Annotated in this window: 12 protein-coding genes and 1 pseudogene; 7 read left to right on the top strand and 6 right to left on the bottom strand. The window is 67.9% G+C overall.

From position 1 onward, the window contains the following. Positions 1-62 precede the first annotated feature (62 nt). The 7 genes and pseudogenes from ACZ516_RS07410 to ACZ516_RS07380 all read left to right on the top strand — a co-directional run bounded on the left by ACZ516_RS07410 (position 63) and on the right by ACZ516_RS07380 (position 7,448). Positions 63-1,319: a wax ester/triacylglycerol synthase domain-containing protein gene (locus ACZ516_RS07410; RefSeq protein WP_469009012.1), complete on the top strand. Its 1,257-nt coding sequence runs from the start codon at positions 63-65 to the stop codon at positions 1,317-1,319. Between the two features lie 109 nt (positions 1,320-1,428). Further along, positions 1,429-3,003, top strand: coding sequence for a CocE/NonD family hydrolase (locus ACZ516_RS07405; protein WP_469009011.1), 1,575 nt, complete (start codon positions 1,429-1,431; stop codon positions 3,001-3,003). Between the two features lie 239 nt (positions 3,004-3,242). Next, on the top strand, positions 3,243-4,664 hold the full coding sequence (locus tag ACZ516_RS07400) for a hypothetical protein (protein ID WP_468748841.1): 1,422 nt from the start codon (positions 3,243-3,245) through the stop codon (positions 4,662-4,664). A gap of 11 nt (positions 4,665-4,675) precedes the next feature. Beyond that, on the top strand, positions 4,676-4,924 hold the full coding sequence (locus tag ACZ516_RS07395; RefSeq protein ID WP_361080500.1) for a hypothetical protein: 249 nt from the start codon (positions 4,676-4,678) through the stop codon (positions 4,922-4,924). A gap of 170 nt (positions 4,925-5,094) precedes the next feature. Next, positions 5,095-6,576: an ABC1 kinase family protein gene (locus ACZ516_RS07390; protein WP_468748840.1), complete on the top strand. Its 1,482-nt coding sequence runs from the start codon at positions 5,095-5,097 to the stop codon at positions 6,574-6,576. 109 nt (positions 6,577-6,685) lie between these two features. Beyond that, a pseudogene (locus ACZ516_RS07385) lies at positions 6,686-6,859 on the top strand (transporter); the annotation flags it as partial. A 289-nt stretch (positions 6,860-7,148) separates the two neighbouring features. Next, positions 7,149-7,448, top strand: a complete 300-nt coding sequence (locus ACZ516_RS07380) for a hypothetical protein (protein WP_468749079.1) — start codon at positions 7,149-7,151, stop codon at positions 7,446-7,448. A 313-nt stretch (positions 7,449-7,761) separates the two neighbouring features. Here the strand turns inward: ACZ516_RS07380 and ACZ516_RS07375 are convergent, their stop codons facing one another. From ACZ516_RS07375 to ACZ516_RS07350, 6 genes are all read right to left on the bottom strand, one after another. Next, the gene (locus ACZ516_RS07375; protein WP_468748839.1) at positions 7,762-7,944 is read right to left on the bottom strand and encodes a hypothetical protein; all 183 of its coding nucleotides are present in this window, start codon (positions 7,942-7,944) and stop codon (positions 7,762-7,764) included. 418 nt (positions 7,945-8,362) lie between these two features. Then, positions 8,363-9,571: a hypothetical protein gene (locus ACZ516_RS07370; protein ID WP_469009009.1), complete on the bottom strand. Its 1,209-nt coding sequence runs from the start codon at positions 9,569-9,571 to the stop codon at positions 8,363-8,365. Between the two features lie 927 nt (positions 9,572-10,498). Then, positions 10,499-10,672 carry a hypothetical protein gene (locus tag ACZ516_RS07365; RefSeq protein ID WP_468748837.1) on the bottom strand — a complete coding sequence of 58 codons (174 nt, stop codon included), beginning with the start codon at positions 10,670-10,672 and terminating at the stop codon, positions 10,499-10,501. Positions 10,673-10,842: 170 nt separating this feature from the next. Beyond that, positions 10,843-12,354: an ABC1 kinase family protein gene (locus ACZ516_RS07360; RefSeq protein WP_469009008.1), complete on the bottom strand. Its 1,512-nt coding sequence runs from the start codon at positions 12,352-12,354 to the stop codon at positions 10,843-10,845. Positions 12,355-12,737: 383 nt separating this feature from the next. After that, positions 12,738-13,061 carry a hypothetical protein gene (locus tag ACZ516_RS07355; protein ID WP_468748835.1) on the bottom strand — a complete coding sequence of 108 codons (324 nt, stop codon included), beginning with the start codon at positions 13,059-13,061 and terminating at the stop codon, positions 12,738-12,740. Between the two features lie 1,787 nt (positions 13,062-14,848). Next, positions 14,849-16,438, bottom strand: coding sequence for an HAL/PAL/TAL family ammonia-lyase (locus tag ACZ516_RS07350; RefSeq protein WP_468748833.1), 1,590 nt, complete (start codon positions 16,436-16,438; stop codon positions 14,849-14,851). Between the last annotated feature and the right edge of the window lie 152 nt (positions 16,439-16,590).

The raw sequence follows: 16,590 nt of genomic DNA, 5'->3' as shown, positions 1-16,590 counted from the left end.
GCACCGCACCTGCCACCACGGACCGGATGAGTGCCAAGGACCGGTTGGCGTGGAGGCTGGAGATGGACACCGACGTCCGTCCCGTCATCGTGCTGCTCTTCGTGCTCGACGGAGAGCCCGACCAGCACAGCCTCCTCGAATGGCACAAGGAAGCCGCTCGTCGGTTGCCACGGATGGCCGCCCGCGTGGTTCAGCGCGGCGGTCCGCTCGGAACACTCCGCTGGGAACCCGACCCGTCGTTCGACCCCGCCCGACACATCCGACGGTTGAGCACATCCGGCAAGGGCACCCATGCCGAACTCCTCCAACTGGTCGAGGGGCTCGCCCAGACGCCGTTCATTCCCGGCCGCCCTCTGTGGGAGTGCTACCTCATCGACGCGCTGGAAGGCGGCAGGTCCGCCTACGTTCTCAAGATCTCCCACGCGATAGCCGACGGGCTGCGCCTGCGCGACCTCTTTCTCCGGCAGTCCGCCGACCAGGCCGTGCCCCCAGAGCAGACGGGCCCCCTGGACGGGCCCCCGGGGGAGTCGGCCACCACCGGGTCCACTGCCCCAAAGACCCGCGCCGCCTCCCGGATGCGCCGCGCGCGGGACGCGGTCCGCTTCGCCCTGCTGGTCGCCCAGGACATGCGGGACCTGCCCCCCTGGCCGGTCGGCACCGGTGACGGCGTGGCGCGCCGCTACCTCACCCTGGATCTGCCGATGGAAGGGGTACGCGCCGCCGCCCGGGCCGGCGACGGCACGGTTCAGGATGCTCTCGTCGCCGGATTGGCCGAAGGAATCCATCGGTATTACACACACAGCGATCTGAGACGCTCCCGTGTGCGGGTGTTTTCGCCCTACGGCAGAGCTCCGCTCACCCGCCACAACCCCAGCCCCGTGGGCAACCACTGGTTCATCGTGCGCTTCGACGTCCCCGCCCCTGCTCCGGACCTCGCGGCTCGGGTCCGCGCGGCCCGCTCCGCCGTGCGGCGCGTGTACCGCCGGGACGCACTGGACTGGATGGGCGGCGTCGCCCGGATGGCCCCGTTCCTGCCCGCCCGTCTCCTCCAAGTTTCCTTCCGCCGTTTCACCGCCTCCCACGACTTCATCATCAGCAACATTCCCGGCTCTCGCAGCACCCTGCGGATCGCCGGCGTCTCGGCCGAGCAGGTGTACGGGATCGCTCCGAGCCTGGGGGCGGCGTTCACCGCGACCACAGTCTCCTATCGCGATGCCTGTCATGTCACCATCAATATCGATCCGGCGGTCGTCGGCGACGTGGAACGGCTGGGCGACTGCCTGCGCCACGGCCTGGAGAAAGTCGCCTGCCGTGGCTGAGCGGGCAGCCGTGCTACGGCGTATCACCGGGCCCGTGTCCAGCCACTTGCTGCAACAGGCCCTGTCCCTGCCCGCCCCCCACACGCGCGCTGTCAGCCTTACCCGGGGGGTGTCCATTCCTGTCACCCGTGGCCGCACCTTGGAGGCCGATCATTGGGCGCCCCGCGCGTCCCGGCGGCCCCTGCCGACCCTGCTGGTGGGCACCCCCTATGGGCGCGGACCACTCCTCGCGTCGCTGCTGGCCCGCCCCTATGCCGAACGGGGCTTCCAAGTCCTGCTCACCAGCCTCGCCAGCACTCTCAAGGCGGGGGAGCCGCATTTCGGTTCACCGGCCAGCGACCGGGAGGACCTGCTCGCCGTCGTGGAGTGGATCACGCGCCAGGACTGGTTCGACGGCTGCCTCGCGCTGACCGGGCCGAGCTATCTCGGCTACGTGCAGTGGACCGTGGCGGAAGCGTTACCTCCCGAGGTGCGGGCACTGGTGCCGCAGATGACCTCCTCCCGGCTGCCCTTCTCGCTGCGCGGCGACGGCATGTTCGCCTTCGACGCTGCTCTGCGCTGGTGCCTGCTCATCGACCGCCTGCAGCGCCACGGAGCCGCCTGGGGCATGCTGCGCTTCGCTGCCGACCGCCTGCACAAGGACCTGGGAGCGCTGCCCGTCGAACAGGCCGACCGACGCTTGAGGGGCCGCACCCTGCCCTTGTACCAGCTTCTCGTCCAGCACGACGGCAGCGATCCATTCTGGGAGGGGTGGGACTTCAGCGACCGGGTCGGCGCGACGACGGCGCCGGTCAGTTTGGTGGCGGGCTGGTACGACCTCTTCGTCGGTGACCAACTCCGCGACTATGCGAGGCTGTCGGCGGCCGGGCGGCGCCCGCGGCTGACCGTGGGCCCCTGGACCCACCTCGGGGCCGGCGCGCTGGCCGCGGGCATACGCGAAACCCTCACCTGGGCCGGCGCCCACTGCCGGCACGAACCGCCCCCCGCCCGCCTGCCGGTGCGCCTGTACGTGCTCGGAGGCGGAGGCTGGCAGGACTTCGACCAGTGGCCACCCCGCGGAACTTCGCCGCGCCCCTGGTACCTCCGGGAGAACGGTCGGCTGTCCTGCGAACCATCCTCGCACCGTGAGCAGTCCAGCAGCTACTCCTACGACCCCGCCAGACCCACACCCGCAGTGGGCGGCGCGCTGTTCCTTCCCGGTGCCGGGCGCCGGGACAACCGGTCCCTGGAAAAACGGGCCGATGTCCTCACCTTCACCAGCGGGCCGCTGGCCGAGGACATCGAAGTGATCGGTGAGGTGACGGTGCAGCTGTGGGTCGGCGCGGACCACCCCGCAAGCGATCTCTTCGTCCGCCTCTGCGACCTCGGCCCCGACGGCCGTTCCTGGAACGTGTGCGACACCTTCACCCACGTACAGCGTGACTTGGCCACCTCCGCCGCCCCGGCGCGGCTGCAGCTCAGTCCCACCGCCAGCCTCTTCCGGCGAGGTCATCGGCTGCGCGTGCAGATCTCCAGCGGCGCGTACCCCCGTTTCGCGCGCGCCGGCAGGGCACGGGCCCACCTCGCCCGTGCCACAACGCTCGACAGGGTGCGCCAGGAGGTCTTCCATGATCGCGAGCGGCCGTCCTGCCTCGTTCTGCCCGTCCTCAGCCACGCCGCCGCATACCGAACCTCCGCCCCGTGAACCCCCGGCCAGGCGCACCGGCCCACGTCGCGCCGCGGATCGAGGGAGGGCCGCCAATGTATCTGCGGAACGAGCCCCGGCCGGTGACGCGATCGCACCCTTGGCGAAACCATCCGCTCTTGCGACGCTCGGTCCTGCGGCGCAAGGGCTACCTTCCCGCGATCCGTACACGTCGGCCTCCGGCACGCTCAGACACGCTGTCGTTGTCATACCCGCACGTATGTCGTCGTGGAGGGACCGTGACCGGAAAGAAGCCAGTCAACCAGCGACTACGCGTCCTGCTCGCCGAAGCCGACTGGACGGGCCAGCAGTTCGCCCGGGCGGTCAACTCGGTGGCCGCCGAGAACGGCCTGCAGGTGCGCTACGACCGCACCTCCGTTGCGCACTGGCTCAGCGGCACCGTGCCGCGTCCACGGGTTCGTACCCTCGCCGCCGAGGCGCTCGGCCGCCGACTGGGCAGGCCCTTGACTCCTCTTGAACTGGGCTGGGCCACCGATGCACAGCACGCGCCCCCGGCCGTCCTCCCCGATCAGCCCCACGATGCCCTCACCCGCCTCACCCACTTGTGCAAGGCTGACTCCGACCCCCTCCAAGGGCCCCGCCTGCACTGGTCGGTCTACCAGGCGACCGAAGCATCCACCCCGGACCAGATGGTCACGGCCTGCACGCCCTGCGGGGACGGCATCCGGCCGGTCCGCCCCGCCGCTCCGGTGGCCCTGGTCCTGAGCACAGCGATCCCCTTTTTCTCCATGGCGCTGGAGATTGGCGGTACCCACGCCAGAACCGCGCTCGCCGCTTACCTCAGCGGTGACGTCACCGTCTGGCTCCGCGCCGCTCTGCCGGACCTCGAAGCACACTCCTCCCTCATCACAGACGCTTCCCGTCTGCTCTACCTGCTGGCCCGAATGCACAGCGACGACGCCCACGACGGCCTCGCCCAGCGCTACTTCCGCCTCGCCTACGACCTGGCCGGAACAGCCGGTGACCCGACGACCCAAGCCACCGTTCTGCGCGCCATGAGCAGTCAGGCCGCCGCCCTGCGCCACCTGCGACAGTCCCTCACACTCGCCGAACACGCCCGGAACCTGCTGCCGGACGAGGCCCCCGCGGGCGTGCATGCCTACGTCATCTCCCAGCAGGCGGTCGCCCGGGCGCTGGCCGGACACCGCTCCGCCGCACGCACCGCCCTGCAGCAGGCCGAGACCTGGTACCGACGCGACGCGGCGAACACGGTTACGCCGGGCCCCACCCCGGCCGACTTCCATACATACACACCCGCGGCATGGTGCTTCCAGCGCGGCAAAGCACTCGCGGCTCTTGGTGAACGCGCCGCCGCTGTCACCGCCTTCCGAACATCGCTCGCCCACAGGTCCATGCACTCCCACCGAGCCCGCGCCCTCACCCAAGCGGCCCTGACCCGCCTGCTGCTGCAGACGGGGCACGTCGAAGAAGCTTGCGTCAGCTACCGCGATCTGCTGGACATCGCCCCGCACCTGCGGTCGGCGCGGGCCCGGCAAGCCCTCCTCGATCTCAAACGCATGCTGCGTCCATTCAGCAAAACCCCCTCCGTCAGGAGGCTCCTGGATTACACGGACCACGTCGGCAGACAGACGGCCGACGAGCAGAACCCGTACCGCACGATGCGGTACGCCTCCCAATGAGAGGAAGAGCAATGACCTCGAAACGCACCGGAATCACCAAGTTCGTCGACGAAGTGGTCGACAGTACGCGGGACCTGACCGACGGGATCCTCGACCGCCTGTCCGACGCGGAGCACGATTTCCGCAAGGGACTGACACGGGTCGTCGAGAACCGGGACACCACGGCAGACAACCAATCGTCCAAGTCATCCAAGCGGTCGACCGCCGACTCCGACATTCAGGCGGAGACGGCTTCCGCTGCACGGCGCAGCCATTCCTAGCGGCCTCCGTCAGGCGTGACGAAGGCACGTCCACCTAGGGTGCTCCGGGCGCCCGCCCGGAGCACCCCCTGCTCCTGCAAGGAGACAACCGCCATGGGGCCGACGAGGACGACTCTGCGCAGATGTACCCGGCGAGCGCCTCACGGGCACATACGATGACCGCCGCCCGAATGCGGCTGCTGGCCCGCACGGCGACATCCTTGCTCACAGGAGAGATGACCGGTCGCGGCCGCGACGGTTTTGCTACGAGCCCTCAAGAGCGCCGGGCCGTCGCCATCCGGGAGGCGTTCGAATCCCTCGGACCGTTGTACATCAAGGTCGGACAGATCCTCTCCACCCGGCCCGACTTCGTGAACCCGACGGTGATAGCCGAGCTGGAGACACTCCACGACCAAGCCTCGGCGGTTCCCTTCGCTGTGATGGAGCCCGTCCTGAAGGAGGAGTTGGGCGCCGCATGGCGATGCCGGTTCTCCTCCATCGAGACCGCGCGGCCCCTCGGCTCGGCCTCCTTGGCACAGGTCTACGAAGCACGGCTACGCGACGGCACGGCTGTGGTCGTCAAGGTCCAACGCCCCGGCATCCAAACCATCATGGACGCCGACATGAAGATGCTCAGACGTGCGGCGCGCATCGTCGCCCACCGTGCTCCCCGCTTCAACGCCACCGTCGATGTCGAGACGATGCTGACAGTGATCTTTGACGCCATGAGGCCCGAACTCGACTTCCGGCTCGAAGCCCAGAACATGGACACCGCACGGCGTACGGTCCAGGCGTTCAGCACCCTCGCCGTCCCGGACGTAATCCATGCGACACGGCGCATCCTGGTGCAGACACTCGCGGCGGGCCGGAACATCCGCGACGCTGATCCCAGCGACTTCAAGGAGGACGACCGGATCGCCATCGGCCGGGACCTCTTGGGGTTCATGTACCGCGGCTATTTCCAGGAACGGTTCTTCCACGCCGACCCGCACCCGGGCAATATCTTGGTCCACCCCGGTGAACGGGCCTCCATCATCGACTGGGGGATGGTCGGACGCATCGACCGCAGGATGAGCATGTCCCTCGTCCTCATCCTGCTGAGCCTCTCGCAGAACGACGGACAGGCGGCGGCGCGGGCCTGGATCGACATGAGCAAACCGACACCGTGGTCGGACCTCGCCGGCTTCACGTCCGACATCGCGATCCTCGTCCCGAAGATCGCCACCGCCTCACTGGAGGAACTCAACTTCGGCACCACGCTGACCAGCGTCCTGAAACACAGCACTCGACGAGGCATTCAGAGCAGCCCACTCGTTTCCATCCTCGGTAAATCGTTCGCGAACATCGACGGCTCGGTCCGATACCTGGCACCGGAACTGTCCGTCACCGAGGTCTTCACCGACCACCTGCGCCCCCTGCTCTCCCACTTCGTTCGAGAGGCCACCTCCCAGGGGCAGCTGGCGAGCTCCGTGATGGAGCTCCTCATCGCGTCAGGATCGTCCCCGGCCGAGACCCGCGGGCTGCTGAAGGACCTGGCCAACCGGGACTTCACCCTCAATCTGTCCGAACGGCCCTCCGGAGCCTCCCTGTCCGCCGCCAAAGACGAACGCTACCGACGGCTGGCCTTCGCGGGCTTGGCCTACCTGGCCTGGAGATCACACCGCCGCACCTGAAGGCCATGCCGGTCAGGCTCACGAGCAGGGCCAGTAACCCCCGTGGACGCGGGTCGTCCCGCGAACGAGTGGTAGGGCGGTCGTGGGGCCTTGCCAAGTGGGTAGGGGCGTGGCCGAGGTCGTGCCGCGTCTGGCTGTGGTCGAGGCGGATGTGCAGGACCTCGTTGCGGCGCACATGGAGACGATGCTGGGTGTCACCTTCCTGGCGAGCGAGTACGTCATCGACTGTGCCGATGGCGGGCGGATCGACTCGCTGGGTCTCGACGAGAAGGCGCACCCGGTGGAGCTTCACCGTCACCGGCGGCAAGGTCAGCCGTTTCGAGACGGGCCGAGCCTGAACCGGTTGCAAGCACCCGAACGCGACAGCCCTTCGATGCTGCAACCGCAGAGAAACGGACTCGTGAGCCAGTCGCCATCCGCCGTGAGCGCGTGGCACCGCCCTTATCAGTCATGGTTCGGTCAACCCTCCGAGTTCTGGGTGGTCGGAGGAGGGGCCGCTGCTCAGAAGGCCCAGGTGGTCGAAGACCGTCTCGGGCTGTTCGAGGCGCGGGAAGTGCCCTGCGCCCGGACGCATGATCGAGAACGAGGCCAGCATGAGAACGGGCCTTACCGGCCTGCGAGGCGTCGCAACGCTGGTCGGCGTGGAGGAGTCAAAGGCATGGATTGCCTTCCCTCGCGCCTGGAGCGTCGACGACATAAGCGCCACCACCGGCCTCGGCCGCGCCAGCCTCTATGCCGCGTTCGACGGCAAACACGGCGTGCTGCTGCAGGCGATGGCCGGGTACTCCGCCCGGCTGGGGCAGTTCGCGCCGGAGGCGCTCGCCGGACCGGACCGCCAAGATGGCCCTGGAGCGCGGCGCCTCCGACCCTGAGGTGGAGCGCCTGGTCACAGCCTGCTTCTCCGCGGTCGCGACGGCGGTGGCCGAGTGTGTGCGAGCGGCCCAGCGCAGCGGCGACATCGACCCCGCGACCAGACGCCGCCCGGCCCGCGTGGCCGACTGCCCCCAGCGCTCCGTGTGCTCAGGAGCCGCCTGAGCCGTCGTCAGGTAATGCGCCGTCGTAGTCGTCCAGCTATGTCTCAAGAAGCCGCTGTGGCTCCCACAGCGTCATCCCGCGCCCACGGTTGTGGGTGGCACACGCATGCCGCGGCAGATGCGGGTATGACTCGTCCACCCAGCCCGGCAGTTACAGCAGCGAGGCCGCTTCGAGGTTCCGGCGGAAGGTCCCCGGGGTGATCGCCACGGCGAGCTCCACCGGCAGCCGCTCGGAGGGGAACCGCGGCGCCAGAGGGTGTTCCGGGTCGTCGCGGCAGAGGCCGCGGATCTCCTCGACGTACCACCACAGGAGCCCGCGGACCTCCTCGAACATGAACGCCTCGCGCGGCCGGGGACCAGAGCCGCGAGCCCCTTGTCCTGCACGACAACCGGCCCCACTTGGCCAACCCCCAGTGCACGTCGCACAGTCCGACCCCGCAGCTCGAAGTCACCGCGATCCAAGCCGTCACTGGATTGCTCTCACGCCTGCAGACCACTGCCAAGCCCAGCGACCCGCAATCGCGAACCCGGACGGCATCACTGCAGCTCTCGACGCGCCACCGCCAACCCTGCACGAGCGCGTCGGGGAAGACGGCCCGGGCCCGCTCACACGGGACGGTCTCGTGGTCACCGTCGTCGGCGAGGGCGTGGTGGCCACCCCATGACCCTCGTTCAGTGAAAACGGCAAGCCCGCATCGGGCCTGCTGGGCCGGTTGGACCAGACGGATGCAGCGGCCTGGCCCGCGGTCACGTCAGGGATGACGGTAGGGCGGTTGGCTGCTCAGGTCGAGTTTGGTTGTGTGGGTGAGAGTACGGGCCTTGTGCAGGAGGGCGGCGACGGCGGCATGGTGCTGGTGGGGGAGAAGAGCGCCGCGTAGGTCGGTGAGAGCTTGGGCGACGGGCGCGGAGTGGAGGTAGGCGTAGCGGTCGAGGAACGCGCGCCAGTGGGGGAGGGAGGCTTCGAGTTGTCCGGTGCGCAGTAGGGTTTCGGCGAGTCTGGCGTGGGTGAGCGCGCTGGTGCGGCGCTGGGTGGTGCTGCGGGTTTGTACGGCGCTGCGCAGGGCGTGGGTGGCTTCGACGTTGTCGCCGAGGGCGAGCAGTATTTGGGCGCGCTGATAGTCGAGGCCGGCCTGCGGGTAGTGGCTGAAGGGGTCAGACTGACTGCTGGCGCGGGCGAGTTGTTTCTCGGCGGCGGCGAGGTCGGTCAGAGCGGCGCGATGGTGGTGCTGGCAGGCGTGGGTGAGGGCGCGCTGGCTGAGGAGGAAGGCATGGGTGGCTGGCGGAGGGTGGGAGCCGGCGGCGGCTACGGCGGCTTCGGCGATGCGGCGGGCTTGCTGGGGGTGCCCCAGGGTGTGTGCTTGGAGGCTCATGGTGCGCAGGGTGATGGCGTAGAGGTTACGGTCACTGGCTTCGCGGGCGAGTTCGAGCGAGGTGATGTAGTACCGCTGTGCCAGCCCTGGAGATCCCGCGTCCATCGTCATACGGGCGAGAAGATGGGTGAGTTGGGCAGCGGCGGCGTACAACTGGCGGCGGAGCGGGGGCGGGGCAGCTGCGCTGAACAAGTGGCCGGCGTTGTCGGCGAGGTAGGCGCGCAGGGCAGTGCGGGCGTGAGCACCCCCATAGCGTTCGATGAGGTCCGCGAAAAGACGGACCATCTCCTGCTGGATCTGCACGTCGGCGGGTGTGGGAGGACGGCCGGTGGTCAGCGGCGCGGGGGAGACGTGGGCCGGAGACCAGGCAAAGGAACCGGAGGCAGTGCTGAGGTTGTAGAGACAGCCGACGACGAAGGCCCGGCGAGTGGGGTCAGCCTCCGCCTGGCACAGGACGGAAAGACGCTGCATGGCGTGCCCCTCTTCGCAGGACAGGTCTATTTCGGGGCTTTGAGCCTGCGCTGGCTGTTCCAGGCCGGTGTCTTGAGCGGTGAAGAGGCGGTTGCAGCGCCGGCTGAGCGCAGATGCCACCAGATCAGGGACGGGTGGGCGGGGCCGGGACCCGGTCAGCCAATGGGCGACGGCGGTACGGTCATAGCGTAGGTGCAGGCCCTGTGCTGAGCCCAGGGCGTTGACGGCCCGTGCCAGTTCGGCGGCGCTCCAGTGGGCCTCGGCCAGTAGGGCGGTTAAGTGAGGGTTGGGCTCGCAGCGTGCCATGGCTCCTCCGCAAGGGGGGCGGCGTTCGTACGGGGCCGGGGAACTTCACGGTGTCTGGCGGGTGGGCGCGTGCAGCCCGCAGTGCAGGGTGGGGCTGTTGCGGGGCAGGCAGCGGGTTGTTTTGACGATGGCGGGAAACTCTGCCCCGGATGGTCAGGGCTTGGTCGGAGTCCATTTGTTGCTGGGGTCACCGAGATCATTCGGCGGAGCACCGGGAAGGGCAGACGGCGGCACGGAACAGTGATGGTCGACCGAGGGTGGCGGGCTGGTCGTGGACCGTGTGGGGCAGGACGGTTCCGTAGTGCCTGGATTGGACGGCGGCTCACTTCCCGGCGACGAGGTCGGGGGCGGCGGGGAGCTCGTAGGCCCCGGTGAAGTTGGCTCTTCGGTTTCCTGTGGCGGGCCTGATGAGGTGGTGCTCTCCGCTGGTGACGCGGCTGTGGGCCCGGGCCTGGATGGCGCCTTGCCTGATGGGGCGGATTGGACCGGTAGGGGAATCAGGACCACGAAGGGTGGTACTGCCGACCGCGGGCCGGATGACGGGGCTTGAGCTGGAGGCGGAATGTGTCCGTGCTCTGGGGCGGGTGGCGGTGGCGCCGACGGAATGGCGCACGAGACGCTGAAGAGGGCCGCCGCGATCACTGCGCAGAACAACAGCAGGGTCCGCACGTTTCTCACCAGACCTTCTGTCTGTCAAATGAATGGGGCGTGCATGGTCCAGCACCAGTCCAGCACCATGGGTCAGGGACTTGACGCGAGTGTCTGAAGCAAAGTTTGCAGACCGGTGAAGAACTGTTTTATGGCGTGAAGAATGGCGATGATGGTGTGGCCGAACTCCACCGGCGCTATGGCGATGATGAACAGCAAGGTCGTCAGGGCCAGCCAGAACACCAGCCCGTGCGGGCGATAGAACATATGCGTCCCCTCCGGCTCACGTGAGGTGCATGCCCGATGGGTAGCTCGAGCTCAGCTGGCCGTGCATGGTACGCAGCCCGTTCCAGTACGGCCTTTGGCCTGCGTTACCTGGGCCGGTCAGGGCGCACCCCTGCCTGCGGCGACGCCTGGAGGTATGACCGTGTGGCGCGTCAACGTCCCCGCAGGCGGCGCCATAACACCAGCGCGCCGGCCGTCAGCACAACATCGCGCTTCATGGTGCCGAGCAGCGCGTTCAGGCTGTCCTCTTTGACCACGCCTTGATTGATGTTGAGGCTGAGGTCCCGGTCGGCGAGGTCGCGTACGATGCTGCGTGCCTGTGCGGGAACTTGGGCGCTGCCGGTGATCGCTTCCAGCAGGGTGCGTGCTGCCTGTGTTTCGGAAAGGAATTCCGCAGCGATGTTGAAGACGATGGCACGGAGTTGTTCCTCGAAGACATCGATGACGGAGAGCTCGGGGCACAAGTGGCGGATGGAGCCTTCGATGTTGGCGAAGGATTTTCCCAGGATGGATACCATGGGGCTCGTCTTGATGCCGCGCCGGGTGGAGCACTCCAACACGGTCCCGAGGGTGAGGCCGAAGTTGAGTTCCTCCAGGGAGCGAGTTGCGACTTGTGGGACCAATGCCGCCATGTCGTCGCCGAAGTCCGGTATGCGTGACCAGGGGGTGGGGTGGCCCATCTCGACCCAGGCCCGGGTCACACCGGCTCCATCGTTTTGTGCAAGGCAGAGCAGAACGCGCACGATGTTTTGGCTCAAGGGGCGGTCGATGCGGCCGACCATGCCCCAGTCGATGAGGTGGGCGGGACTTCCCGGGTGGACGAAGACATTGCCTGGGTGGGGGTCGGCGTGGAAGAAGCGTTCGATGAAGTAGCCCCGGTACATGAAGGCGAGAAGGTCAGTGCCGATGTCGATGCGCTCTTGCGTGCTGAAGTCGGCTGGATTCGCCTCACGTATGGAACAGCCCGGTGCAAGGGTTTGGATGAGGACGCGAGGAGTCGCAGACAGAACCTCGGGGACAGCGACATGCTTGAAATCCTCGGCGACGTTGCGGGCCATCTCCATGTTCCGGGCTTCGAGGACGAAGTCGAGTTCGGGTCGCATCGCGTCGAAGATCACTTTGAGCATGGCGTCGACATCGATCACCGCCCTGAAGCGCGGGGCGAGGCGACCGGCGAACCGGGCGATTCTCCCTAACAGAGCCATGTCCGCCTGGACGACGCTCCGGACACCTGGCCGCTGGATTTTAACTGCCACGGGCGTGCCATCGGCCAGAACGGCATGGTAAACCTGTGCCAGTGACGCGGCTCCCAGAGGAGCGCTGGTGTCGATGTCGCGGAACGTCGACGGCCAGTGCGGTCCAAGCTCCGCGGCCAGAACCCCCTCGAAGTTTATGAACGGGCTGACCGTAACCCTGTCGTGGAGTTTCTGGAATTCCTCGAGCATCGCGGGCGGCATAAAATCCGACCTGGTGGAGAGTATCTGCCCTACTTTGATGTAGAAGGGGCCCAGGTCCTCCATCGTCTGACGCACGGCCGAGGACCGGCCGGCCGCCACACCCTCGGCTTCGAGGCGAGTGGCCCGGATTGTGCGGCTGATCTCACGCCCCACGAGGCGAGTGAGGGTCCCTGCGACCTGCCGAGCGCGTTGTTGACCATGGCTCATGGACTGCTCCTACGAAGGCAGAGGCAGGCTGCGAGACGCATGCGGCAGCCCAGCAGAATGAGGGGGTAAGGCAGGAAAGCGGAGAAGTGAAGGTGCTCTTTTGGGCAGGCAGGACGTTCGGGGCCCTGCCTGCCGACCGGGGCAGCGGGATGGGTCATCCCCGGTTGGAGCTACCAGTGGGGCCCGGCTCGGAGAGGGCCGATTGAAGCGTTTGACGACCGGATCAGGAAGAGAACCTGTCCACGGGTGAAGGCGCCCGCGTCCAGCCGCACACGGCGCCTTTCAGCAGCATCGTAGAGAACGCCATCGCACTGGAGGTACAGCATTCACTCCGGCGTGCCTGCTGCGGCCGGCAATCGTGTCATCCAAGGTCCCCCGAGCCCTCAGCGACCGGTGGAGGACTGCTTGGAACGTGCCGAACTGCTGGAATCCGTCTGGTCCTGCTGCTCCACGGTGGAGGTGAGAAGGGAGAGCTTCGTCTGCAGTTCGCTCAACTCACGCTGCAGTCGACGCAGTTCACCGTTGTCGGTTATGGGCGTTGCGCGGTGGTCCTTCTCTGGCTTCACGCTCTTGCTCAGTGCCTTGCGCAGGTCATACTCGAGGTCCCTTGCCCGATCCAGGACGTCGTCGGCCAAATCTTTGGCCTCGTCGATGATATTTCCTGCGAACTTGGTGACCCCGGTGCGGGGATGGGTGCGCTGGGCCATGACATGCCTTCCTTCGGGTAGGACCGGTCACCGGCGTGTGCCATGTGACAGAACGAGACGGCCGCAAGGCAACTGGAGGCCGTGCAACGCCGCGGGGGCGCCGGGCAGCCTGGTGAATGTCGTTGGTGAGCGATCGATGGTTCTGCAACGAATGGACTGCTGCCCCTTGAGAGGGAGCCCCCGGTTGAGCCTGCGGCCGTCTGCGTTCCAGAGCACTCGCCGCTGCACCGGAAATCAACCCCAGGCGAGGGGGCGCACGAAGCACGCAAGTAAGTGAGGCGGCGTTCAGAGGCGCCCGCGTACGCCGTTATGACCCCCCTATATCCGGGCCGCTAGAACGACACGCTTCGAGCTTGCGTCTGGGTCTTGCCTTCGTTCGCATGCTGCTGGTACGGGCAGTGCTCCGGAGTCGGAGGGAAGGGGTTCATAAGTCACTACGAAATGCATGTTCCGCAACGCGTTCATGGTCTCCGTGTTCTGTCGACCCGGCTCACCGGCGGTGCGGTAATCCGTGGGCTGAACGTTCAACGCGTTCACGCGCTGCCCGGGACGTGAAGGTACCCGGAACGCCCGGCACCTGGTTGATTTGAGCAGGCCCCTACATGGGCTTTCGTGTCCCAGGACGAAGTGCCTGTGCGGAACAAGCGACGGATCGCACTTGCCAAGGAGGCGGCATGCCCAGCAAAGGGACCGACTTCGCCCGACGGGACAACCCCATGTCAGCACTGGACCAGGTCCTGTGGCGCATCCAAAAACAATCCTGCCACCAGGCTGCTATTGCTGCCCGCGTTCAGCTCGAAGGCGCCGTGGAGCAGGATCAGTTCGTTGCGTGGCATCAAGATCTGCTCGACCTATGCCCCCGCGCCTCACCTATCGCGTGCCCCCGCGCCTCACCTATCGCGCTACCGGCACGCGCGGGCAGCCCGCCTGGCAACTGGATCCTCACTTCACACTGAGTCGGCACGCCATGCGTCTCTCGGTCCCGGGCGGGGCGCAGGGGGGAGGATTCCCAACTACTGCTCCACGGTCCGACGACCTCATCTCTATCCGCGGACGCCGCACCGTGGCAGGCCTATCCCATCGAGGGCACCACAGACCGGGAGTGCTTCTATCTCCTGGAAATCGCTCATGCCACGTTTCGACGGCTCGTCTCGGTGTTGCCGGTGCCGCGGGGGATGGTGGCGGACCGACAAGGCCGCCACGGCCGCAACATCGGCACCCCGGCCCCTGCACAACCTGCGTGACCTGCTCGACGCGATCCCCTGCGTGGCTCGCACCGGCATCTTCGAGCATCTCAACGCACTGCTGCGGCGTCGGGTCCGCGAGGAAGAGGGACGCACCACAGAGCCGCCCGGCTTCGTGAGCGACGCACAAAGCGGGAAGTCCTCGACCACCATCCCCCGGCTCGTGAACAGGGCGCTGAGGCAGGGAAGAAGGTCATCGGCCACAAGCGGAGCATCCTCGTCGACACCACCGGCCTGATGCTGGCGGTGCTGGTCACGGCCGCCGGCGTCCAGGACTCCGTTGTCGGCGGACGCCTCCTCAACCGGCTCGCAACCGACGACGTCAGCATCCGCAAAGGGACGGCCGGCCGCGGCTACTGCGAGTACCTCGTCGGCCATGCCGCCCGCTTCGGCATCGACCTCGAAGTCGTTCGCCGCACCCCGGTACGAAGGGCTTCATCGTCCTCCCGCGCCGGATCTGGGCCTCCAGGCCCGGTGGAAGACCTGCCCAGGGCCCGAGCTACGCCGTGCCCGCCAGGTTCAGTGTCAGGGAACGCGTCGGGATCAGACCTGATGCTGTTGCGTGAGGGTGGTGTGCAGCGTTCCGTCGGCGATGAGTTGAGTGACGGTCTCGATGTCCTGGGCGAGGGGTCGGTCGGTGTCGAGGTAGGGCGAGTGGCTGCGGATCAGGTCGTGGGCGGCCCGGGTGGCGGGGCTGAGGAGGTGGGGGCCGCGCAGGTCGGCGGCCTGGCACAGGGCGAGCAGGTGGATCGCGGTCACGTGCAGGACGAGGCCGGTGACGGTGTGGGCGTCGCGGGCGGCGATGGTGCCCATGCTGACCTTGTCCTGGTTGTGGGCCTCGGTGGAGCGGGAGAACGAGGTGGCGGGCATGGTGTTCTGCAGGGCTTCGGCGACCAGGGCGGAGGCGGTGATCTGCATGCCCTTGAAGCCGTGGTTCAGGCCGGCTTCGGGATCGTCGTCGCCGCCGGGGCGGGGGGCGAGGTTGGGGGTCAGTCCGTTGAACTTCTCGTCGACGACCAGTTCCAGCTGTCGGTCCAGGAGGTCGCCGACACTGGCGACGGCCGTCTTCAGCGCGTCCATCGCGAGGCCGACGTGCCCGCCGTAGAAGTTGCCGCCGTTCTCCGCCGCCCGGCGCTCGGTGTTGAAGAGGGGGTTGTCGTTGGAGGAGTTGATCTCCGTGGTCAGCCACTCCCGGACCCAGGTGAGGCTGTCGGCCAGGACACCGGTGACGTGCGGGGCGCAGCGGATGGAGTACGGGTCCTGCAGGGAGACGTCATCGTCGTCCTCGGCGGCCTCGTGGGCACGGGAACCGTCGAGGAGGCCGCGGATGCGCTCAGCGGCGGCGCGCGTGCCGGCATGCGGCTTCTGCGCGAAGAGGAAGTCCTCGAAGTGGGCCGGTTCCCCGTGGTGTAGCTGGCTGGTCAGGGCGGTGCACAGGTCGGCGGCGAAGGCGATCTGCTCAGCGCGGTGAACAGCGAGGACGGCGAAGCCGGACATGAAGGAGGTGCCGTTGAGCAGCGCCAGCCCTTCCTTGGCCTCCAGGACGAGCGGACTGAGGCCTGCCTGCCGCAGGGCCTCCTCGGCCGTGGTGCGACGGTCCGCGTGGCTCACCTCGCCGTCTCCGGTCAGGAGGCGGGCGAGGTAGGAGAGGGGGACCAGGTCGCCGCTGGCGCCGACGGACCCGCGCTCCGGGATGAGCGGCAGGATGTCGGCGCTCAGGCAGTCGACGAGGAGCTGGACGAGTTCGGGGCGTACGGCGGAGTGACCGCGGGCCAGGCAGTTGGCCCGGATCAGCATGGTGGCGCGGGTGACGTCCTCGGGAGCGGTGGGCCCGACGCCGGCGCCCAGGAAACGTACGAGGTGACGCTGGAGATCTTCGGACTGCGCCGGGTCGATGCGCTCCCCGCTGCTGTCCCCGAACCCGGAGGTGACCCCATAGATGGCCGCGCCCTCATCGATGAGTTCGTGCTTCAGCTTCAAGGAGGCGCCCATGCGCTCCACGGCGGCATCCGGCACCGACAGCCGCTTCCTGGAGGCTGCTCCCCGTGTTGCCACAGAGGCGACGTCGTCGAGGGTGAGGCTGTGACCGTCCACCAGGAGGGGCGGATTCTGCGTGGCGTTGGTGTCGTTCATGGTGGTGTCCCGCCGGTAGAGGGTGGAGCGGGCGCGAGGCCCGCAGGACGGTGAGAGGGTGTGCGCGTCACGTACGGCCGGGGCCGTGCGTCGAGTAGGGGCCGTGGTGGCTGGTCGCGGTGGGTCGCCAGGGGGGGGCAGGAGCGTCGTGC

Source organism: Streptomyces sp. NPDC034037 (assembly GCF_055575715.1).
The sequence above is the reverse complement of the archived record's forward strand: the minus strand, read 5'-3'. Positions and strand labels throughout refer to the sequence as shown.